General features: G+C 42.9%; 19 protein-coding genes and 1 riboswitch. Of the genes, 2 read left to right on the plus strand and 17 right to left on the minus strand.

Going from position 1 to position 23,337, the window contains the following annotated elements:
- Positions 1-9 precede the first annotated feature (9 nt).
- Positions 10-1,761 carry a succinate dehydrogenase flavoprotein subunit gene (gene sdhA / locus ABC374_RS17520; RefSeq protein ID WP_048689080.1) on the minus strand — a complete coding sequence of 584 codons (1,752 nt, stop codon included), beginning with the start codon at positions 1,759-1,761 and terminating at the stop codon, positions 10-12.
- A gap of 70 nt (positions 1,762-1,831) precedes the next feature.
- Positions 1,832-2,440, minus strand: a complete 609-nt coding sequence (locus tag ABC374_RS17525) for a succinate dehydrogenase cytochrome b558 subunit (protein ID WP_034308986.1) — start codon at positions 2,438-2,440, stop codon at positions 1,832-1,834.
- A gap of 384 nt (positions 2,441-2,824) precedes the next feature.
- On the opposite strand from ABC374_RS17525, the gene ABC374_RS17530 reads away from it, so the two are divergent.
- Complete coding sequence (locus tag ABC374_RS17530; protein ID WP_101222837.1) at positions 2,825-3,295, plus strand: YslB family protein; 471 nt, start codon at positions 2,825-2,827, stop codon at positions 3,293-3,295.
- A 63-nt stretch (positions 3,296-3,358) separates the two neighbouring features.
- On the opposite strand, the gene ABC374_RS17535 is transcribed toward ABC374_RS17530, so the two are convergent.
- The 14 genes from ABC374_RS17535 to zapA all read right to left on the minus strand — a co-directional run bounded on the left by ABC374_RS17535 (position 3,359) and on the right by zapA (position 19,214).
- Positions 3,359-4,591, minus strand: coding sequence for an aspartate kinase (locus ABC374_RS17535; protein WP_350299651.1), 1,233 nt, complete (start codon positions 4,589-4,591; stop codon positions 3,359-3,361).
- Positions 4,592-4,681: 90 nt separating this feature from the next.
- Positions 4,682-4,858: riboswitch (Lysine riboswitch) on the minus strand.
- A gap of 61 nt (positions 4,859-4,919) precedes the next feature.
- Positions 4,920-6,692, minus strand: a complete 1,773-nt coding sequence (gene uvrC, locus ABC374_RS17540; protein ID WP_350299652.1) for an excinuclease ABC subunit UvrC — start codon at positions 6,690-6,692, stop codon at positions 4,920-4,922.
- Positions 6,693-6,795: 103 nt separating this feature from the next.
- Positions 6,796-7,116 carry a thioredoxin gene (gene trxA / locus ABC374_RS17545; RefSeq protein WP_328113193.1) on the minus strand — a complete coding sequence of 107 codons (321 nt, stop codon included), beginning with the start codon at positions 7,114-7,116 and terminating at the stop codon, positions 6,796-6,798.
- 201 nt (positions 7,117-7,317) lie between these two features.
- Entirely contained in the window at positions 7,318-8,295 is a 978-nt protein-coding gene (locus ABC374_RS17550; RefSeq protein WP_309078462.1) for an electron transfer flavoprotein subunit alpha/FixB family protein, read from the minus strand.
- Positions 8,296-8,364: 69 nt separating this feature from the next.
- Positions 8,365-9,138 (minus strand): electron transfer flavoprotein subunit beta/FixA family protein, encoded by a 774-nt coding sequence (locus ABC374_RS17555; protein WP_413019183.1) that lies wholly within the window; start codon positions 9,136-9,138, stop codon positions 8,365-8,367.
- A gap of 122 nt (positions 9,139-9,260) precedes the next feature.
- Positions 9,261-10,034, minus strand: a complete 774-nt coding sequence (locus ABC374_RS17560) for an enoyl-CoA hydratase (RefSeq protein WP_413019185.1) — start codon at positions 10,032-10,034, stop codon at positions 9,261-9,263.
- A 124-nt stretch (positions 10,035-10,158) separates the two neighbouring features.
- Complete coding sequence (gene fadR / locus ABC374_RS17565) at positions 10,159-10,746, minus strand: fatty acid metabolism transcriptional regulator FadR (RefSeq protein WP_053535880.1); 588 nt, start codon at positions 10,744-10,746, stop codon at positions 10,159-10,161.
- A gap of 197 nt (positions 10,747-10,943) precedes the next feature.
- On the minus strand, positions 10,944-12,647 hold the full coding sequence (locus ABC374_RS17570; RefSeq protein ID WP_413019187.1) for a long-chain-fatty-acid--CoA ligase: 1,704 nt from the start codon (positions 12,645-12,647) through the stop codon (positions 10,944-10,946).
- Between the two features lie 594 nt (positions 12,648-13,241).
- Entirely contained in the window at positions 13,242-13,412 is a 171-nt protein-coding gene (locus tag ABC374_RS17575; RefSeq protein WP_413019189.1) for a hypothetical protein, read from the minus strand.
- Between the two features lie 199 nt (positions 13,413-13,611).
- The gene (locus ABC374_RS17580; protein WP_034309012.1) at positions 13,612-14,019 is read right to left on the minus strand and encodes a DUF350 domain-containing protein; all 408 of its coding nucleotides are present in this window, start codon (positions 14,017-14,019) and stop codon (positions 13,612-13,614) included.
- Positions 14,020-14,084: 65 nt separating this feature from the next.
- Entirely contained in the window at positions 14,085-16,439 is a 2,355-nt protein-coding gene (locus ABC374_RS17585) for an endonuclease MutS2 (RefSeq protein ID WP_413019191.1), read from the minus strand.
- 35 nt (positions 16,440-16,474) lie between these two features.
- The gene (polX, locus tag ABC374_RS17590; protein ID WP_413019193.1) at positions 16,475-18,193 is read right to left on the minus strand and encodes a DNA polymerase/3'-5' exonuclease PolX; all 1,719 of its coding nucleotides are present in this window, start codon (positions 18,191-18,193) and stop codon (positions 16,475-16,477) included.
- Positions 18,194-18,403: 210 nt separating this feature from the next.
- Positions 18,404-18,949, minus strand: coding sequence for a CvpA family protein (locus ABC374_RS17595; RefSeq protein ID WP_101222851.1), 546 nt, complete (start codon positions 18,947-18,949; stop codon positions 18,404-18,406).
- A 4-nt stretch (positions 18,950-18,953) separates the two neighbouring features.
- Positions 18,954-19,214, minus strand: coding sequence for a cell division protein ZapA (gene zapA, locus ABC374_RS17600; RefSeq protein ID WP_048678967.1), 261 nt, complete (start codon positions 19,212-19,214; stop codon positions 18,954-18,956).
- 173 nt (positions 19,215-19,387) lie between these two features.
- Between zapA and rnhC the strand changes: the two genes are divergently transcribed.
- Positions 19,388-20,347, plus strand: coding sequence for a ribonuclease HIII (gene rnhC, locus ABC374_RS17605; protein ID WP_350299659.1), 960 nt, complete (start codon positions 19,388-19,390; stop codon positions 20,345-20,347).
- A 550-nt stretch (positions 20,348-20,897) separates the two neighbouring features.
- Here the strand turns inward: rnhC and pheT are convergent.
- Positions 20,898-23,312 (minus strand): phenylalanine--tRNA ligase subunit beta, encoded by a 2,415-nt coding sequence (gene pheT / locus ABC374_RS17610; RefSeq protein ID WP_413019196.1) that lies wholly within the window; start codon positions 23,310-23,312, stop codon positions 20,898-20,900.
- Positions 23,313-23,337 lie beyond the last annotated feature (25 nt).

Genomic DNA, 23,337 nt, shown 5'->3' on the forward strand with positions numbered 1-23,337 from the left:
TCCCCCTCTTTAGTGTTTCGTAGTGTAGTCACGTTTACGCGGTGCGATCAGTGATACATCTATGTCTTCATAATGGAATTCAGGTGCTTGATCCAAGCCTTTGAATGTTGCCATAGTAGTTTTCATGAATTCCTCATCATTACGTTCTGGGAAATCAGGTTTGTAATGCGCTCCGCGGCTTTCGTCACGGTTTAACGCACCAATTGTGATTACACGAGCCAATTGCATCATGTTTTGCAGCTGTCTAGTGAATGCAGCTCCTTGGTTACTCCATTTAGCCGTGTCATTGATGTTAATTTTCTTGTAACGTTCCATCAGCTCAAGAATCTTGTTATCCGTTTCTTTCAGCTTGTCATTGTAACGAACTACAGTAACATGCTGTGTCATCCACTCACCAAGTTCTTTGTGAAGGACGTACGCATTTTCATTACCATCAAGAGACATGACTTCATTCCATTTCTCTTGTTCTTGTTTTTCGTACCCTTCATACAATGAAGAAGGAATGGATTCTGAAGTTTTAGCAAGGCCTTCAATATATTTAACGGCGTTCGGTCCAGCGACTGAACCACCATAGATTGCAGAAAGAAGTGAGTTGGCACCAAGACGGTTACCGCCATGTTGTGAGTAATCACACTCACCTGCAGCGAATAAACCTTTGATGTTAGTCATTTGGTCATAATCAACCCAAAGTCCGCCCATAGAATAGTGAACGGCAGGGAAAATCTTCATTGGAACTTTACGAGGATCTTCACCCATGAATTTCTCGTAGATTTCAATGATTCCGCCAAGTTTAATATCAAGTAATTTCGGATCTTTATGTGATAGATCCAGGTAAACCATGTTTTCACCATTAATGCCAAGCTTCATGTTCATGCAGACGTCGAAGATTTCACGAGTCGCGATATCACGAGGTACTAGATTACCATAAGCAGGGTATTTTTCTTCAAGGAAATACCAAGGTTTTCCGTCTTTATATGTCCAGATACGTCCACCTTCACCACGAGCGGATTCACTCATTAGACGAAGTTTGTCATCTCCAGGGATTGCTGTCGGGTGAATTTGAATGAACTCACCATTAGCATAATTTACACCTTGTTGATAAACGATGGAAGCAGCTGAACCTGTATTGATCATTGAGTTAGTTGATTTACCGAAAATGATTCCAGGGCCGCCGCTCGCCATGATTACAGCGTCTCCAGGGAATGATTTGATTTCCATTGAAGTCAGGTTTTGAGCTACGATACCACGTGCTGTTTGCTCATCATCGATAACAGCTCCAAGGAATTCCCAGCCTTCATATTTCGTTACAAGGCCTTCAACTTCATAACGGCGAACCTGCTCGTCCAATGCGTAAAGTAATTGCTGACCAGTTGTTGCACCAGCGAATGCTGTACGGCTATGTTGAGTACCACCGAAACGACGGAAATCAAGAAGACCTTCCGGAGTACGGTTGAACATAACACCCATACGGTCAAACATATGAATGATCGATGGTGCTGCTTCGCACATCGCTTTAACCGGCGGTTGGTTAGCCAAGAAATCTCCGCCATAAACTGTATCGTCGAAGTGGATATATGGAGAATCCCCTTCACCTTTTGTATTAACTGCCCCGTTGATTCCGCCTTGGGCACAAACTGAGTGAGAGCGTTTAACAGGCACTAAAGAAAATAAATCAACCTGTTGTCCCAGCTCTGCTGCTTTGATCGTAGCCATTAATCCAGCTAGACCTCCACCAACGATAACTATTTTACCTTTACCCAATTCTGTCACTCCCTTATTTCCATTAGCCAAGCTATGTTTTTCCTAATTCTTATAAATGAACTCTATCTTCTTATACGAAAGCGAAAATTGCGCTGATTCCGATATAAGAAAGAAGAACGAAAACGATCAATGTAAAGTAAGTCATGATTCTTTGCGATCTTGGTGAAACTGTAAGACCCCAGCTCACTGCAAATGACCATAATCCATTAGCAAAGTGGAAGATTGCCGAGATAATACCAACAATATAGAACACAATCATAAATGGACTAGAGAAAATTTCAGCCATCATGTCAAAGTTAACTTCAGCACCCATAGCTGCTTGAATTCTAGTTGCCCATATATGCCAAACAAGGAAAATCAACGTTATGATTCCAGTTAGACGTTGTAGCATGAACATCCAGTTACGGAAGAAACTAAATCTGCCTAAATTGTTTTTTGCTGTAAAGGCAATATAAATTCCGTACACAGCATGGAAAATGAGCGGTAGATAGATGACGACCCATTCTACCAGAATCTTCACGGGCGTATACTCAATTAAATGAACTGCCCCATTAAAAGTTTCTTCTCCTTTTGTTGCCATAAAGTTTACCGATAAATGAAAAATTAGGAATAGACCAATTGGAATTACTCCTAGAAGTGAATGAAGCCTGCGATTCCCAAACTCACGATTTTTTGCCACTAAGTGCCCCCCCTTAATTTGTGAAAAATCATGCAAAGATAAACTGGTGGCTACCTTTTATCTCCGCGTGAAAATACAGTATAGAGTCAAAAAAACTCCTCTATACTTCCTTTACAATTATGTGACATGTCCATTTTACTCCTGACTTCTATGTGCGTCAAGAAAACGGATACAAGAAATCTCTTTTTCAGAATAGATTTTATTGGATTAAATTGGCTATTTTTTGCATGTCAAGATGATATTTTGAATAAATTTCTAATTTAACTATTAATATCTCGGTATAATTTCTCATTTTTTTCCAATTGTTATTTAAATAAATAAAAAACAGTATAATTTGCAAAAGAAATACGTTTATAATAGATTTACAGAAAGAGGCGATAAATTATGAAAAAAAATATTGCTGCTGCGATAGAAGAAGAGATTCAAACTGAAGAAATTCAAACTGAAGAATTCCTGGTTCCAGCTTTCGGATACGAATTAATCAGAGAAGTTCTATTGAACGATATTCTCGGAAAAGACTCTAATCAAATCCTCTATTGGGCAGGTAAACAATTAGCAAGAAAATTCCCATTGAATGGCGATCAGGAAGTGATTGAATTTTTCCAAAGCGCTGGATGGGGCAATCTGGAAATCTTGAAGTATACGAAACACGAGATGGAGTTATCCCTGACGGGTGAAATAATCAGCCGCCGCCTGGATTTACACCCTGATTGTCACTTCCAACTTGAAGCCGGTTTCCTTGCCGAGCAGTTTACACTGCAAAAAAAATTCCTCAGCGAATCAACGGAAGAAATCAAACGCCGCGCAAAAAAAGTGATATTCACCATCCAATGGGATCCCAGAGATCCAATCTAATGAGCCCTTAAAACAGACTTACCCTTTTTACCGGAAGTCTGTTTTTTATTGGACTCCTGACACTTAAGCTAGCACATTTGCATGTTGACCTAGTTTAAATGCTTCATGAAGAGATTCAACCGCCTTCACCATTTCCTTTTCATTGACGACAGTCGAAACTTTAATTTCCGATGTGCTGACCATTTTCACCTGGATGCCTGTATTGGCCATCACTTCAAACATCTCGGCAGCCACTCCCGGATTGGATACCATACCAGAACCGACGATGGACACTTTGGCCAATCCGCTCTCCGTTTCGACTCGGTCGAATCCCAATTGTTCTTTATTATTTTCCAGCACGATCAAGGCCGCTTCCGTATCTTCACTTTTTGTGGAAAAAGATAGATTGGTCGTATCCTCGGCAGTCATGCTTTGAATGATGATGTCCACATTGATCCGGTTTTTCGCAAGTGTTGTGAAGATTGTGGATAATGCACCAAGTGATTGGGGCAAACCATATATTGTGACCCTCGTAATACTGTCTTCAAAAGCAATCCCGCGTACAATTAAGTTTTCTTCCATAGTTGCTTCCTCCTCAATGATCGTTCCTGATTCTCTCTCCATGCTTGAACGGACTTCAAGCGGAATTTGATAATTTTTTGCATATTCGACAGCCCTCGGATGAAGGACGCCCGCCCCCAGGTTGGCAAGTTCCAGCATTTCATCATAAGAAATGGATTGGAGTTTTCGTGCGCCTTTTATGTAGCGAGGGTCCGTTGTGAAAACGCCCGTTACATCCGTATAAATATCGCATCTATCCGCATTCAGCGCTGCAGCGATGGCAACCGCCGTCGTATCGGAACCGCCTCGCCCTAAGGTAGTGATTTCCCCATTTGCATCGTTACCCTGGAAACCGGCCACGACCACTATTTTCTTCTCCTGTAGCTTAGCTTGGATCCTCGTGGCATCGATGTTTAAAATCCGGGCATTCCCATGAACGGATTCCGTTTGCATGCCAGCCTGCCAGCCAGTATACGAAATGGCTTCATGTCCTTTTTCAATCAATGCCATCGTTAACAGGGAAATCGTTACCTGTTCCCCCGTAGTCAAAAGCATATCCATTTCCCTCTTGCTCGGGGTTCCGGAAATATCCCGGGCCATGGACACCAATTGATCCGTGGTTTTCCCCATGGCTGAAACAACGACGACTACCTCATTTCCATTCTGCGCTTCCTCGATTACCCGATCGGCAACATTTTTGATTTTTTCTACGCTTCCGACGGATGTTCCGCCAAATTTTTGAACGATTAATGCCATCCTCATGCACCCTCTCTACCTTTTTAGGCAATAAAAAAAGCAATGAGAAATATCTCATTGCTGTGATCACATATCTAAATACTGTAAACACAGTGAGATAGCTCTCCAGGGTATAAACCCTGACAATCCGCCATTTATTAAATGTCGGACCAGGAAAACAAGGTATGAGTCTTGTATTCCTTCGGCGTCATCCCCTTTCAAAACCTTTCATGGAAGCTCATACTTCTCCAGGTTTTTACTCTTGAATTCCGCACCTCTATCAGCACTTTTAAGTTGTCTAGTTAAAAATTCTTTTTAATCATAGCATAGAGATTTATCGGTAGCAAGATTATTCTTGTAATTTTCTAACGATTCCCTCGGCTACCCCTTTTGGCATGCCAGCTTCCATGATTTCCTCGGCCGTCGCCTCTTTGATTTTCTTCAATGATCCAAAATGCCTTAATAATTGCTTCCTTCGCTTTTCCCCGACTCCTGGAATATCATCAAGCTGGGAGTGAACTGCATTTTTCCCGCGTAGCTGGCGATGAAACGTAATCGCGAACCGATGCACTTCATCCTGAATTCTTTGCAATAGGTAAAATTCCTGGCTCCGGGAATCAAGAGGTACGATTTCAAGCGGATTTCCGATCATCAATTGCGAGGTCCTATGCTTTTCATCCTTAATGAGGCCTGAAAGTGGAATATCAAGGCCCAATTCATTTTCCAGAATATCCCGAACGGCTTCGACATGTCCCTTTCCGCCATCAATGATGATCAAGTCCGGAAGCGGCAGCCCTTCTTTCAATACTCGTGAATATCTTCTTCTGACCACTTCACGCATCGATTCATAATCATCAGGCCCTTGGACCGTCTTGATCTTATATTTGCGGTACTCCCTTTTTTCCGGCTTTCCATCAATGAACACAACTAAAGCGGAAACTGGGTCACTTCCCTGGATGTTGGAGTTATCGAAAGCTTCAATTCGATGCGGTGTGTAGATACCCAGTTGCTTCCCGAGGTTTTCCACCGCATTGATCGTTCTTTCTTCATCCCTTTCTATCAAAGAGAATTTTTCCTGAAGCGCGATGGAGGCATTCTTATTCGCCAATTTAAGCATGTCTTTTTTCGCTCCCCGTTTCGGGTGAATCGTTTTGACACCAAGCAGCCCTTCGGCCATTTCGGCATCCACTGATTCAGGCAGCAAGATTTCCTTTGGTTTAAAGTGGTTCGTAATCTCGTAAAACTGACCGAGGAATGTAAGAAGTTCCTGTTCGGGTTCATCGTAGACCGGAAAAAGCGAAACATCCCTTTCTATCAATTTACCCTGCCTGACAAAAAATACCTGAACGCACATCCAGCCTTTATCATAGGCAAAGCCAAATACATCCCTGTCGATGAAATCGGTCGTCATCATTTTCTGCTTCTCCATCGTAATATCGATGTGGGCAATCTTGTCACGGAACTCCTTGGCCCTCTCGAAATCGAGCTCTTCCGATGCCTCCAGCATTTTTTCAGTCAGTTCTTTTTTTATTTCAGTATGCCCGCCGTTCAAGAACCGGTTGATATCATCGACCATTTTTTTATATTCCTGTTCCTCTACATCATATACACATGGGGCCAGGCACTGGCCAAGGTGATAGTAGAGACAAACGCGATCCGGTAACGTATTGCATTTTCTTAGGGGATAGATGCGGTCGAGCAATTTTTTCGTTTCGTTAGCTGCAAATGCATTCGGATAAGGGCCGAAATATTTCCCTTTGTCTTTTTTGACTTTTCGCGTAATGATTAGACGCGGGTGGCGTTCCGCAGTCAGCTTGATGAAAGGATACGTCTTATCATCCTTTAGCATGACATTATATTTTGGGTCATGTTTTTTGATTAAGTTCAACTCTAAAATAAGAGCCTCGATGTTGGAAGAGGTGACGATGTATTCGAAATCCTCAATCTCATTCACGAGTCGAAATGTTTTCCCATCATGAGATCCCGTAAAATAAGAACGGACACGATTTTTCAACACTTTCGCTTTGCCTACATAGATGATCGTTCCCTGACGATCTTTCATTAAATAACAACCAGGTTGATCGGGAAGAAGGGCAAGTTTATTCTTTATTTGTTGATTCATGCATTCAGCCTCCTGTTCTCCCTTTTTTACAATCATTATATATCAAGATAGCGAAAAAAGCTTCAAGTCCGCAGACTTGAAGCTTTTTTTAGCTATCTTACTATTACGCGTGTTTTGCAATAAGTTCAGCAAGTGCTTCTTTAGGTTGGAAACCAACAACCTTATCGACCACTTCACCGTCTTTAAGCACGATTAATGTCGGGATGCTCATCACACCGAATTTTCCAGCTGTTTCTTGGTTTTCATCTACATCCACTTTTACGATTTTTGCTGTATCGCCAATTTCAGTATCAAGCTCTTGAAGAACAGGAGCGATCATTTTACAAGGTCCGCACCATGGAGCCCAAAAATCTACAAGAACGACACCTTCGCTAGTATCTGTTGTGAAAGTCTGGTCAGTTGCATTTACAATAGCCATATATATTTCCTCCTCAAATTTACTCAAATAACTAAAAACAGTATACCACTGTTGCTCAAATCGATGCTAATATTTTGCTTCAGTGGTAGGATGTCCAAAAAAAGAGTAATTATGCAGGCCAAACCCCCTCCCCATTAGCGCAAATAAAGGGGCAAGACATGTATCGGCTTATGCCGAATGTCTTGCCCCTCATCAGTATTATTTCTATTACGCGTTAACTTTAAGTTTTTTGAATTCTTCCGTAAGTAATGGAACGACCTCGAAAAGATCTCCGACAATTCCATAATCAGCCACATTGAATATGTTAGCTTCCGGGTCTTTATTGATGGCAACGATAACCTTGGAGTTGGACATTCCTGCTAAATGCTGGATCGCACCGGAAATTCCGCAGGCGATATAAAGGTCAGGTGTTACGACTTTACCCGTTTGCCCGATTTGTAATGAGTAATCGCAATAGTCTGCATCACATGCTCCGCGGGAAGCTCCTACCGCTCCGCCAAGAACCTGTGCCAGTTCCTTTAATGGTTCAAAACCATCTTCACTTTTCACGCCACGGCCACCCGCGATGATTACTTTCGCTTCTGAAAGGTCGACCCCTTCACTGGCTTTTCTAACAACATCCTTAATGATTGTCCGTAAGTCCTTAATATCCACACTTAATGTAGAAACATCACCAGAGCGGGACTCATCTTTCGCTAATGGTTCGATATTGTTCGGACGGATTGTCGCGAAAATCACGCCATCTGTAACAATTTTCTTTTCAAATGCTTTACCAGAATAGATCGGGCGGGTGAAAACGATATTTCCGCCTTCTTCTTCAATGGATGTAACGTCGGAAATCAATCCTGATTCAAGTTTTCCAGCCAATTTAGGTGCAAGGTCTTTTCCTAAGGCCGTATGTCCAAAGAAAATCCCTTCTGGCTTTTCCTGCTCGATGACGGCAAGCAAGCTTTGCGCATATCCATCTGAAGTATATTGTTTCAATTGATCATTTTCGACTGCAATAACCCGGTCTGCACCATACTGGATCAATTCATTACCGAAATTTTGAACACTGTCACCAACTAAAACACCAACGATTTCCCCGCCATCCGCAGCAAGCTTAGCCGCACCGATAGCTTCAAATGATACATTTCTTAGTGAACCATCACGAACTTCGCCCAATACAAGAAACTTTCTAGCCATTTATAAAAACCTCCTGTGCTCTATTTTTCTTTTTGTCGTGTGTTGTTGTTTTGAAAAGTACCGTTTCGATTAAATCACTTTTGCTTCACTGCGTAATAATTGAACTAGCTCGCTAACTTGAGCACTGATTTCTCCGTCCAAAACTTTTCCAGCTTCTTTTTTAGCAGGAAGGTAAATTTCAATCGTTTTTGTTTTGGCCTCAACATCGTCTTCTTCCAAATCCAGGTCATCCAATTCCAATTCTTCAAGCGGTTTTTTCTTCGCCTTCATGATTCCTGGCAATGAAGGATAACGTGGCTCATTTAGCCCTTGTTGCGCTGTCACCAATAATGGAAGAGATGCTTCGATCGTTTCAGAGTCCCCTTCGACATCACGGATAACGCTTACATTTCCATTTGCTATGTCCAATTTAGTAATGGTTGTAATATAAGGAATCTCCAAAATTTCGGCAACGCGTGGTCCCACTTGACCAGAGCCGCCATCGATTGCAACGTTCCCTGCAATGATTAGATCGGCATTTTTATCTTTTAAGTATTCGCCAATAATTTTGGCAGTCGTGAATTGGTCGCCATTTTCTATGTCGTCTTCTATATTTATCAATACGGCTTTGTCAGCACCCATTGCCAGCGCCGTACGTAATTGCTTTTCAGCCTCTTCTATTCCGACGGAAATAACCGTTACTTCGCCGCCTTGTGCATCACGCACCTGGATTGCTTCTTCAACTGCATACTCATCGTATGGATTAATGATGAATTCTGCTCCATCCTCATTAATTTTCCCGTTGGATAGCGTAATTTTTTCTTCTGTATCAAATGTTCTTTTCAGCAGTACATAAATGTTCACGATAATACCTCCCGAATAATTTGAGTTTTGAAGATTATGAATTTTATTGATATATAGTAATGTTCTACAGATTTCACCAAAATCCTGCATGATATATAAAAATAGTTATTTATACCGAAACATCATTTCCCTTTGAATACTGCTTCCCTTTTTTCAATGAAAGCGGCGATTCCTTCTTGTGCATCAGCAGTATCGAAAGCCTGGCCAAAGAGGGCGGCTTCCCTTTCCACACCTTTATGGTAGGAATCATGCTTGGAATAATTCAATAACTCAATGGCCGACTTTAATGCCAGTGGGCTTTTCTTGGCAATTTTATTGGCTAGTTCCATAGCTTTGGGAATCAGTTCTTCATCCGTGAAGGCATGGTTCGCCAACCCGCAATGTACAGCCTGGGTACCTGAAATCGGTTCACTTGTAAACAGCATTTCAGCTGCCTTTGCCATGCCCACATAACGAGGAAGACGTTGGGTCCCAGCAAATCCAGGTATTAAGCCCAACTGCAGCTCAGGCAAACCAAGTTTAGCCCTTTCGGTGACTAAGCGGATGTGGCAGGCCATAGCCAACTCCAATCCTCCGCCAAGCGCCGCTCCATGGATGGCTGCAATGACCGGTTTTGGAAAAGATTCGATTTTCTCAAATACAGATTGACCATTCTTGGTCAGCTTCTCGAAAGCTTTCCCGTCTTTCACTTCCGTAAACTCTTTAATGTCTGCTCCTGCAGAGAAGAATCTTCCTTCACCATGAAGAAAGACAACCCGTACTGCTTCGTCTTTCTCAATTTGATCGAAGGCCTGTGAAAGCTCTCCGATGATAGCCGAAGAAAGTGCATTTGCTGGTGCATGATCAATCGTTATAAAAGCCACATGATTTTCGACAGAAAGCTTAAGATATTCCATATCAATCCCTCCAGGCATGCTAGTCAAACTTTTTTGAAAATTCTATATGTATCACTTCCAGTTAAAACTAGAAGCAGAATTAACCGTTTCTTTCGAGGATAGCTAGCCATCCTCGAAAGAATCGTTAACTTTTCAGGCCACAGCCGCCAATCAGCAAGCGGTGAACGTCTGGTGCAAGGTCAGGAAGCGAATACTTTTGCTCATTCATGACCCAAGTCGTCACAGTTTCATCAATCGTTCCAAAAATCATCTGCCTGGCAAGTAAATTATTTAAATCAGGCAGGAATTCGCCGTTCTCTTTTCCTTCTATAATGATCTGATCGATTAAATTTAAATACCCTCTTAACACATCATTAATTCTAAGGCGCAATTCTTTATTCGACTGTCTTAATTCCAACTGAGTGACAATTGCTAAATTCACGTCTTCTGAAAGGTTTTGAAAATGTTTTTGGATGAGCACATGCAGTTTTTCCGAAGCAGTGGTCTTTCCTTTTATCTCTTCTTCAATCTGTTCCACAAAATAGCCCATCTTTTCATGGAATAATGATATTAAGATATCTTCTTTATTCTTAAAATAAAGATAGATGGTGCCATCCGCTACTCCTGCCTGCTTGGCGATTTTGGATACTTGGGCTTGATAGTAACCGTTTTGGGCAATTACAATAACGGCCGCATCAATAATTTGATTATACTTTGGTCTGTTGCTTTTCACTGGATGTCCCCTTTCAGAAAATGAATGAACCATCATTCATATTTCTATCATAAAATGACGACCCTTTACTGTCAAGCAAAACTTCTAAGGGTCCTGACATTCCACTCTGTTCATTGTACAGTCCCCATCCATAGGTTGTCCAGTTGTTCTGCGAAACGGAGCCCTCTTCCGCTGCTCCGTTAAAAGGGGGTGCCTGTTTAAGCTTCTTTTCTTTCCTCGGATATTTTTTTCTTTTCTTCCTCGATAAGGACTCTTCTCAGGATTTTTCCTATCGTCGTTTTAGGAAGTTCATCCCTGAATTCATAGCTGCGCGGCACCTTATAGGAAGCCAGGTTCTTTCTGGCAAATTCATTCAATTCCTCTTCAGTGACCCTGGCATTTTTTTTCAGGACGACATAGGCCTTGACGGTCTCCCCGCGATAAGGGTCAGGGATGCCTGCCACAACTACTTCCTGTATGGCCTCATGCTCGTATAGCACCTCTTCCACCTCACGTGGATATATATTGAAACCGCCCGCAATGATTGTATCCTTTTTCCTCTCGACGACATAAAAGAACCCCTGCTCATCCATGTAACCCAGATCGCCTGTAAGCAGCCAGCCATTTTTAAAGGTTTTTTCCGTTTCATCCGGACGGTTCCAATAACCTTTCATTACCTGTGGTCCTTTTATGGCAATCTCGCCTATTTCATTCGGAGGAAGCTCTTCATTGGATTCCAGGGACAGAATCGCCGAGTCAGTGTCCGGCCACGGCAGTCCAACGCTTCCTTTTACACGCGGCTGATCCCAAATGAAATTAGCATGTGTCACCGGTGAGGTTTCTGAAAGTCCATAGCCTTCAACAAGCTTCCCGCCGGTAATTTTCTCAAACTGCTCCTGGACCTCTAAGGGCAATGATGCAGAACCGCTTATACAGGCATTGATGGAAGAAAGATCATATTTAGCGATATCCGGATGGTTCAAGAGACCGATATACATCGTTGGCGCACCTGGAAACATGGTCGGTTTCTGTTTTTGGATGGTTTTAAGCGTCGCTTCGATATCAAACTTTGGCATGATGATCATGGTGTTCCCTTCCATGACGGAAAGTACCAAGACTGTAGTCATGCCGTACACATGGAAGAAAGGCAGAATCGCAAGGATCCTTTCCTCACCGCGCTTATTTTTATAAAGCCAAGCATTGCACATTTTCGTATTTGCCAGCAAGTTCTTATGGGTAAGCATTACCCCTTTGGGAAAGCCAGTTGTCCCGCCTGTATATTGCAAAAGGGCAAGGTCATTATCCACATCGATCGGCACAGTGACGACTTCTTCAGTGATGATCTTTCGTTTCATGATTTCGGAAAATAAATGATGATTCCCTTCATGCTCAACATTGATGACAATGCCGTATTGCTTTTTTTGAATAAAAGGATAGATTAGATTTTTCGGGAATGGCAAATATTCCTTGATAGCGGTTACAATTATATGTTCTAAATCCGTTCTTGATGCCACTGCAGAAACACGGGGAAATAAAATATCCATCGCTAAAATTATCTTCGCTCCGGAATCTTTCATTTGATATTCTAATTCACGTTCCGTATAGGTTGGGTTCGTTTGAACGACGACTCCTCCGGCCATCAATATCCCAAAAAAGCTTATGACACCCTGAGGGCAGTTAGGAAGCATGACGGCAACGCGTTCACCTTTTTGAAGTCCGATACTTTTTAAATAGGCTGCAAACTTTAAAGCAGATTCATGCACTTCCCGGAAAGTTAGTTCTTTTCCCTGGAAATGAATCGATACTTTATCAGGGAATTCTTCGGCTGATTCCTTCAAAAAAGAATAAAGAGGTTTATCTTCGTACGACAAAACAGCGGGTATCTGTTCCGGATAAATAGCTTGCCATGGCTTATTGCTCATTTGCCCCCTCCTTCTGAATATTCTCAATACTCTTTATCATTATAATACAATCGGGATTTTCTTACAATTGCCGAATTTCAGAGTATAAAGACCTTATGATGAGAAGCAGGCCAGTATATATGTCCTATGCCAACCACGGGGATATTGGATGAAACACTTAAAAAGGGAAACAAAAAAAGGAGTGGTTCCACTCCATACAGACTGTAGACAAATTAGAGTAGAACCAGTTTACCTTCAATTCTAGTAAAAGTTTCATCTCATATAAAGAATAAAAAAATCATGGAGTATAACTAAGTCTTGTTTTATAAATTATGGTAATCATTCCTTCAGTAAAATCGTGAAAGGGATTCGGAATGAGACCATTCCTAATTGTCGACAAATTGATTGAAATGCCAAACTGTAGACAAATTTGAAGAAAAGCCAGGTTTGCCTACTGTCTTTAAAAAGACAGTCCAGTTGATTGGAACGGAAGGTACGAGAATCCTGCGGGAAAAGCGCGTCCAGGGGAGACCCCACAGGCGCAAAGAGCGCCGAGGAGGCTCCCGGACCGCCCGCGGAAAGCGAGTGCCTGGAGTGGAAATCAACGCTCAAATTTTACAAACCCTCAAGAAAAAAGTTCCAGCTGATTTCAGAAATCCGCTCCCTTTCCGCCGACTGTCTGCCAAGCCTCCTCGACGCAAGCGTCTGTGGGGTCCCGGCTAGCCAGTTTTCGGCAGGAGTGTCGCAAATTTCTTCAATCTTTTGTATCAATTTGGAGTGAACCATATTCCTCCTCCTCTGCCGTCATGTCTATTTGACCAATGTTATTCTATCTTTTGTAAGAGTTCAAATAAAAGAAGCGGCACAATGGCCGCTTCAGTTGAAGAATGTCATATAAATGATTCCAAACAGAAAAAAGATACCGCAACAAACAATTAATACTTTTGCAAGTTTCTCCACAGCTTACTCCCTTTCATGAAGGGCATTAAGAAATTCCGGCGCCGATGACAAAAGATAATGCGATTGATATGATCATCGATAGGAATCCAACTGCCCGATTATCTTTTTGTATTTCTTCATCTATTTTAAATCCAGGAGTCATAAATTCAAAAATGAAATACCCGATCAACAGCAGGACAAATCCGTATACGCCCCAGCCAATCATGGTAAGAAGCGAATTCTGATGGAGAATGGACTGTTGGAATACATAGGCGATCCCAAATATTTTACCACCTGTTGCCAATGCGACAGAAAGGTTTCCCTGTTTGATTTCTTCCCAGTTCTTGTACTTTGTGACAAGTTCAAAAATTGCTAAAAAAACAATCATGCACAAAATAACGACACTGTAACGAGCAGCTATATATACATATTCATTTTCCCACATGTTCTCCATGGTCCAACTCCCGAATGGTAACTAGCCACCCGGCTTGGCTGAATAGCCGGAGTGACCGCTTTCCTTTATTTAAATTCCACCACCGTAACACCTGTTCCGCCTTCACCGGCTTCGCCGAAACGAATCCTTTTGACAGAGCGGTGATTTTTCAAGTATTCCTGGACCCCGGATCGAAGAGCTCCCGTTCCTTTACCATGAATGATGGAAACACTCGAATAACCGGCCAAAAGAGCATCATCAATGTACTTTTCCACTCTTGAAATTGCATTTTCATAGCGTTCTCCACGGAGGTCAAGTTCCACGCTAACATGATAATCGCGGCCTTTGATCGTGGTAAGCGGCTTTGTTTCTTTTACTTTTGTGCTCTTGATGAATTCCAGGTCAGACTCCTTCACCTTCATCTTCATGATGCCGATCTGAACCTGCCATTCATTATTTGAGACCTTCTCAATCAAGTGACCTTTTTGACCAAAGCTTACTACCTTAACTTCATCTCCAGGTTTCAAGCTTTTATCCAGCGGCCTCGCAGCTTTATTTATTGTTTTTTTCACTTTAGGCGCTGCTTCTTCAAGGCGTTTTTTTGCATCGATCAGTTCATGCTCTTTAACATCGGCATGCTTTTCAAGTCGCAGTTTACGTAAGTCGGCAATGATTGCTTCCGCTTCCCTTTGTGCATTTTCAACGATTGCCGCTGCCTCTTTGGCTGCCTTTTCAACCATCGCATCCCGTTCTTGATGGTACTCATCAATTTGCTTTTGAAGGTCTTTATGAAGAATTTCCGCCTGTTTCAGGTGATTCTTGGCTTCCAGTTCCTCTTCTTCGGCCTTCTTGCGGCTGTCTTCAAGGGACGCTATCATATTTTCAACTTTATTCGTATCCTCACCAATATGGCTGCGGGCATTGCTTATCACGTTTTCTTCCAAACCAAGGCGCTTGGAAATTTCAAACGCATTACTCCGCCCTGGTACACCGATCAAAAGTTTATAGGTGGGACTCAAGGTTTCCACATTAAATTCGACGCTTGCATTAATGACGCCTTCCCGATCATATCCATACGCTTTTAATTCCGGGTAATGTGTCGTTGCAATCACACGTGCTCCGCGCTTATACACTTCATCCAAAATGGAAATGGCCAAAGCTGCGCCTTCCTGTGGGTCTGTTCCCGCTCCAAGCTCATCGAATAAAACAAGGCTGTCATAATCGACATGCTTAAGGATATCGACAATATTGACCATATGCGAAGAGAAAGTACTTAAGCTTTGTTCAATCGACTGTTCATCGCCAATATCGGCATAAACAGAGGAAAACACAGCCGTTTCGGAACCATCCAGCGCAGGGATTTGCAGACCGGACTGGGCCATTAACGTACAGAGGCCAATCGTTTTCAGGGTAACAGTCTTACCACCTGTATTCGGACCGGTGATGACGATTGTCGTAAATTCATCACCAAGAAAAATATCATTGGCCACGACAACATCATTCGGAATGAGCGGGTGTTTCGCTTTGAATAACTTTACGCGCCCCTCATTATTCAGAATCGGCTTGGATCCTTTTATCGCTTTTGCATACTTTGCCTTGGCGACAAGGAAATCGATTTGTGCTAGTACTTTGACATTATGAAGCAATTCAGGGGTGAACGCACCGACTTTTTCCGATAGTTCGACCAATATCCGTTCTATTTCCTGCGTTTCCTTCACTCGGGTTTCCTGCAGGACATTATTCAGCTGAACAATTGCTTGCGGTTCAATGAACAACGTCTGCCCTGATGATGATTGATCATGAATGATCCCGCCATACACACTGCGGTATTCCTGTTTTACCGGGATGACGAATCGGTCATTCCGGATGGTGATGATGGCATCGGATAACATTGTTGATGCATTGGAAGAACGGATCATACTTTCCAGCTTTTCCCTGACACGGCTTTCGTTCGTCCGAATTTGGTTTCTTAGGGTACGAAGCTTGTCACTGGCAGAATCCATCACTTCGCCATGTTCGCTTACTGCATACGTAATTTCCTGCTGCAAATCAATCAATGGATGAAGGGAATCGATATATTCGGCTAAAAGCGGAACATCAATTTCCTGCTCTGCGAGTTCTTCGAAGAAACGGCTTAGGATCCTGCCGGCACGAATCGTACTCGCAAGTTCCATCAGTTCCATCGGTGAGAGCATACCGCCAATCTGTGCCCTTTTTGCATGTGGACGGATATCGAAAATCCCGCCCAATGGCAAGTTACCTTTCAACCTTACGATTTTGGCAGCCTCATCTGTTTCTTCCTGCCACCTCGACACTTCTTCAAAATCCGTGGAAGGCATCAATTGCTCTGCCTTTTCCTTTCCTATGGATGAGGATGCGTGTGAGATTAATTGTTCTTTTATTTTATGAAATTCCAATGTCTTTAAAGCTTTATTATGCATGGAGTTAAAGCTCCTCCTTATTTATGGGCAAATAGTTAATCATTTCTCTTTAAAAACGCCAATAAGCCATCCGTATCCCTTGCATTAAGAACCGTGGATTCTTTAATCCAGCCCTTTTTGGCTGATGCGACCCCAACAGGCATATGTTCAAGCATGTCGATGCTGTGGGCATCCGTATTGATAACGATCGGAACGCCTGCTTCCTGAGCCTTGCGCAGATGCGGCGGTGCCAAATCCAATCGGTTCGGATTCGCATTCAATTCCAAGGCAGTATTCGTTTCACGGGCCAGTTCGATCAGCATTTCTATATCCACATCATATCCGGTGCGTCTGCCGATGATCCTTCCCGTTGGGTGGGCGATGATATCTACATGCGGATTATTCAGAGCCGTTTTTAAGCGCTCCATGATCGTTTCCCGAGGCTGTGAAAAGCTTGAGTGAATCGATGCGATCACCAAATCCACCTCTGCAAGCAGCTCATCGTCATAATCAAGTGTCCCATCAGGAAGTATATCCATCTCTATCCCGGAAAGAACGGTAAAGTCAGTGTATTTTTCATTAAGTTCATGGATGATCCGTTTTTGTTCACGTAAACGTTCAGCGGTCAAGCCGTTCGCCACTTTCAGATATTGCGAATGATCGGTGATGGCCATATATCGATACCCTTTTGCACGGCATGCTTCAATCATTTCTTCAATTGTATGAGCCCCATCACTCCATGTGGTATGCATATGCAGATCACCTTTAATGGCCTCTAAAGATATGAGAGGTTCATTAGCATCATAATGCTCCACTTCCGTTCCGTCTTCACGTATTTCTGGCGGAATGAAAGGAAGGCCAAAATGATTATAAAATTGTTCTTCCGTCTCAAACGTCAATACATCACCGGTTTCAGTCACTTCCACCCCATATTCGCTGATTTTCTCTCCACGATCTTTAGCAAGCTGGCGCATCCGCACATTGTGATCCTTCGAACCTGTAAAATGATGGAGTGTCGTGATGAATTCCTTATCCTTAACGATTCGGAAATCGACAGAAATGTCATATTCATAATCAAGCACTACCGATACTTTTGTATCACCGGCCGCAATCACCTGTTTTATCCCTTTTATTGCAAGCAATTGATTCTTAACCTCTTCGGGATGATCTGTCGAAATGATGAAATCGAGGTCCTTGATCGTTTCCCTCATACGCCTGATGCTTCCGGCCCTGGAAGATCGGATGATGTAATCCATGTTAGCAAGGGCCGTTTCAATATCAGCCGCAATCGGCCTCATGAAGGCAAGGGGAAGTCGATCGGGCCTTGAACCCGCCTCGGCAATTGCAGACAGGATTTTCTCTTCCGTTTTTTTGCCGAAACCGGCAAGCGCCGCGACCCTGCCTTCTTCACAGGCGATTTTAAGATCATTCACATCATTGACATGCAGCTCTTTATGAAGCTTGGCAATTTTCTTCCCGCCCAAACCTTGAAGCTGCAGAAGCGGAATCAATCCTTTTGGCACCTGCTCCTGAAGCTCTTCAAGTACAGTCGATTTCCCCTCATTTATATACTCTTCGATGACGGATGCCGTTCCTTTCCCGATCCCATTCAAAGAGGTAAAATCTTCGATCTCCGACAGGCTCCGGTCATCCGTTTCCAAGGCGCCTGCTGCCTTTCGGAAAGCTGAAACCTTGAACGGGTTCTCTCCTTTTAGTTCCATATATATTGCAATTTTTTCTAATAGTTTAATGATATCTTTTTTATTAATTGTCATTTAATTCACCGCCGAAAAAATTAGTAGGGTGTCCCATATTCACTTTCTTAAAGATACCTTTCTTGGAGGTAAAGTACAAGCAGTCCGATTCTTAACTTTCGAATCAAATAGGGGGAAGTTACATGTTGCTACATAAAAAGGGGCCTCCCCCTTTCAAAGTATAGGAATCCAGAACTTTGAGAAAGGGAGGCAGGCCCACTTATACTGACATTAAGATTGTTTTAGATCATGAAACCAAAGTTCCTTCACTTGCTCGGAAAGGAACGGCGTATGTTTCACGATCGATTCTGCCAGAAATGAGCCCGTTAATGGTTTCTGGATGGAATCCATTGGCAGCATGGCAGCTATATATAATATAATAAACATGATAAGATAGACTTCGAGAAAGCCCAATATCCCTCCACCCCAGCGATTCAGCTGCTTTAATATCGGAAGATGGGTAATGAAGTTGAGCATCGATCCTATCATTTGCCAAAGAATCTTGGCAGCAAAGAAAATGATTGCAAAGGCAATTGCATTGTAATATGCCGTATCAAGCCCGACTGTATCGAAAAACATATTAAGGGTTGAGGAATCACCCATCGTTGGAAACGGAATCCACAATTTCAAATTGGGAGCAAGATCTCCGTAAAATACATAGGCGACGATGAAGGCTACTATGAACCCTGTCATATGAACCGTTTGTAAAATGAAGCCACGCTTTAAACCGATTAATAAACCGATTAAAAGAATGGCCAGAATTGCTAAATCAAGCATGTACTCAGTCCTTCTCTCTCTTTAATTCCAGTTGAAGCTGGTCTAGTTCATCTTTTAATTTAATATATTCGTGGATGGTATTCACGGCCGTTAGCACCGCTAGCTTACTTGTATCCAAGTATGGATTTTTCATCCTGATCTCTCTCATTTTTTCGTCAACCATCGAAGCGACCAGGCGCATATGACTTGCGCTTTCTGTGCCGACGATTGTATATGGTTGTCCGTATATATCAACTGTTGTTTTATTTCGTTTATCGTCTGACAAAATGATGCCCCCAATCTAAACAATCCTAATTCTATCATATCACGAAGTTTTTCGTCATGAAAGAGAGTACATCGTCATTTCTCGCATAAAAATTTCAATAATTTGTCAAACGAAAACGAATTTTAGGAAGAGGATTACCTAATAAACAAAATGAAGTTAGGAGCTTACCCATTATGTCCCATGTTGTTTTACTTATCAGTCCTGAACAAATAAAGGCGATGAAGTCCCACTATTCTTCATCCTTGGCCGCCAAGCTGCCGCCCGGGAGCATCTTTTCCGCCAAACCGCCGCTATGTACGGTGACAGCCTATAAATCTGGAAAGGTGCTTTTTCAGGGGAAAAATGCCGAACTAGAAGCGGTAAAATGGCAAAATAGCACCACTGCTGCTGCTCCAAAGAAAAAAACGGCATCCCCTGCATCAGTCAATGTCCATCGATATTCGCCGCCTGCAAATATCGGGACCATGTCTGTGATTGGATCCGATGAGGTCGGAACAGGAGACTATTTCGGCCCGATCACCGTCGTAGCCGTATATGCAAAAAAGGAGCAACTAGCCCTATTAAAGGAGCTTGGTGTCCAGGATTCTAAAAATCTCAAAGATCCACAGATCATCGAAATTGCCAAACAGATTAAGGATGTAGTGCCATTCAGCCTGCTCACATGCGACAACCCGAAATATAATGCGCTCCAGGCAAAGGGAATGTCACAAGGAAAAATGAAGGCACTCCTCCATAACCAAGCAATCAAGAATCTCATGCAAAAAATCCACCCGGAACAAGCGGAAGCGGTCCTTATTGATCAATTTGCTCAACCAGAGGTATTTTTCAATTACCTTAAAGGGCAAGAACTATTTCAAGCTAATGCCACCTATCTATGCACAAAAGCGGAAGGCATACACCTTGGAGTAGCAGCCGCATCCATCCTGGCCCGATATGCATTCGTCAAACGCTTTGACTTGCTGAGTGAAAAAGCCGGATTCAAAATCCCTAAAGGAGCCGGATTTGCAGTCGATGAAGCGGCTGCAAGATTGATTCACGAAAAAGGAATCGATTCATTACACGAATTCACGAAAACCCATTTTGCCAACACAGAAAAAGCGAAGCGATTATATCAACAGAAATATCATAAATAGAAGAAAGCGGCTGATCTTTTGGAAAAGCCGCCTTTTTCTCGTGAGGTTGCGCGGTTTACTCGTGTATTCGTGACATTTACTCGTGAGTTTACGCCATTTACTCGTGAGTTTGCGCTATTTACTCGTGAATTCACGCTATTTACTCGTGAATTCTCGCGGTTTACTCGTGAATTCGTGACATTAACTCGTGAGTTTCGCCATTTACTCGTGAGTTTGCACCGTTTACTCGTGAGTTTGCGCTATTTACTCGTGAGTTTGCGCTATTTACTCGTGAATTCACGCTATTTACTCGTGAATTCTCGCGGTTTACTCGTGTATTCGTAACATTTACTCGTGAGTTTCGCCATTTACTCGTGAATTCACGCTATTTACTCGTGAATTATCGCGTTTTACTCGTGAATTTGCTATTTAGTCGTGAGTTTGCACCATTTACTCGTGAGTTTGCACCATTTACTCGTGAATTCACGCTATTTACTCGTGAGTTTGCACCGTTTACTCGTGAAATCCAAAAAGACAGCTCCCCAAGATTCAGGGAGCTGTCTTTTTGGTTTTATCCTCTTAGCTCTGCGCCGGCTTTTTCTTTAACGGCTTCAAGCACTTTATCATGTGCTTTTGTAATGTCCTCGTCCGTCAGTGTACGTTCCGGGTCGAAGTATTTCAGTGAGTAGGCAATGGATTTCTTGCCTTCCTCCATTCTTTCACCTTCGTATAAGTCGAAGATGCTTACTTCTTTCAGCAGCTTGCCACCAGCTTCTTCAATAATATCCTGAATGTCCCCGGCTTTCGTAGCTTGATCCACAACAAGCGCTATATCGCGTGTGGTTGATGGATAGCGCGGAATGGTTTGGTACGAAATCGGCGCAACTTCGGCTTCTGCCAATGCTTTTAAGGAAAGTTCGAAAATGTATGTTTCTTTAATATCCAAGTCTTTTTGGACAGTTGGGTGCACTTGGCCGATAAAGCCAATCACTTCACCATTCAATAGTATTTCCGCTGTCCGTCCTGGATGCATGTCGTTGATTTCCGCTTGGCGATAACTGATTTGATCAGCTAATCCAAGTGTGTCGAATAATGCTTCGATCACGCCTTTGGCTACAAAGAAATCCACTGGTTTCTTTTCACCTTGCCATAAATGTGACTCCCATAGGCCTGTGATTGCTCCAGCAATATGTTCTTTTTCTTCAGGCAGTTCTTGTTCGTCACGCTTAAAGAATACCGAACCGATTTCATACAGTGCCAGTGAATCAATTTGGCGAGCATTGTTATATTTCACGACTTCCAGCAATTGAGGCACAATGCTTAAACGCAGCTGGCTCCGTTCTTCACTCATTGGCATTGCTAATCGTATGGATTCTCTTGCTTCCAATGCGAATTGTGACGCTTTTTCCTGGCTTGTCAGTGAATAGGTCACCGCTTGATAAAGGCCTGCGCCTTCAAGTGTACGGCGTGCCTTCCGCCGTTTAATTTGATAGTCAGTCAATTGGCCTGGGGTAGCAGAACCGATTGGCAGTGTAGCGGGAATGTTATCATATCCATATAAACGTGCAGCCTCTTCGACTAAATCAGCTTCAATCGTAATATCGCCACGGCGCGTCGGCACTGTGATCGTGAATGTTTCATTGTCAAGTTCCACGCCGAATTGCAGACGTTTGAAGATTGACTCCACAACTGATACGGTCATGCTTGTGCCAAGAAGGGTGTTGATTTTTTCAAGAGTGATGTTAATGACCGCAGGTTCCATTGTCAATTCGTCAACTTCTGCTGCTCCTTGTAAGACTGTTCCGCCTGCATATTGTGCAATCAATTGTGCTGCACGTTCTCCAGCTTCACGAACACGGGCCGGGTCGACGCCTTTTTCAAAGCGGGCACTGGCTTCACTACGTAATCCATGGTCCTTTGAAGCTTTGCGAACTACTGTACCTGCAAAATATGCACTTTCAATAATGATGTTCGTCGTATCATTTTTCACTTCGGAATCCGCTCCGCCCATCACACCAGCAATCGCAACAGGCTCGCTGCCATTTGTGATCACTAAATGGTCAGGTGTCAAAGTGCGTTCCGCTTCATCCAATGTTACGATTTTTTCAGCATCATTTGCTCTGCGGATGACGATTTCCTTTGAACCAAAGCGGTCATAATCAAAGGCATGGAGAGGTTGGCCGTATTCAAGTAAAATGTAGTTCGTGATATCCACCACATTATTATGAGGTCGGATACCTGCAGACATCAACCTAGTTTGCATCCAAAGCGGTGAGGGTCCAATCTTAACATCTTTGATGATTTTAGCAATGTATATCGGGTTATCTTCTTTCGCTTCCACTTTGACACTGATATAATCAGTTGCTTTTTCAGCAGCCTCTTCTTTCTCGACTACCGGCCATTTCACTTCCCGGCCTAGAATGGCTCCCACTTCGTATGCAACACCAAGCATGCTCAATGCGTCGGAGCGGTTTGGAGTCAGCCCAAGTTCCAGCACTTCATCACTTAAACCAAGTTCCTCCAATGCATCTTTCCCTACTTCCACATCATTAGGGAAGACGAAGATACCTGTCGCATAATCCTTGGAAACAAGCTTGGATTCGAAGCCCAATTCTTGAAGCGAGCAAATCATCCCGTGCGATTCCTCTCCGCGAAGTTTCGCTTTCTTGATTTTGAAATTACCTGGAAGGACTGCGCCAACAGTAGCGACTGCGACTTTTTGGCCTTTATCTACATTCGGTGCTCCACAGATGATCTGAACGGGATTTTCGGCCCCGATATCAACTTGGCATTTATTCAATTTATCCGCATTTGGATGTTGTTCACGTTCTATGACATGCCCGATGACGACCCCTTTTAGCCCTTCACTTTTCTTTTCCACCCCTTCAACTTCAATGCCGCTTTTCGTGATTTTGTCAGCTAGCTCCGTCGCATTGATGCCTGAAAGGTCAACATAATCTTGTAACCATTTATATGAAACAAACATGGTAGGTCCTCCTTTTTAAAATAAA

The sequence above is a fragment of the Peribacillus phoenicis genome, from assembly GCF_047238085.1.
In the GTDB taxonomy this organism is placed as follows: domain Bacteria; phylum Bacillota; class Bacilli; order Bacillales; family DSM-1321; genus Peribacillus.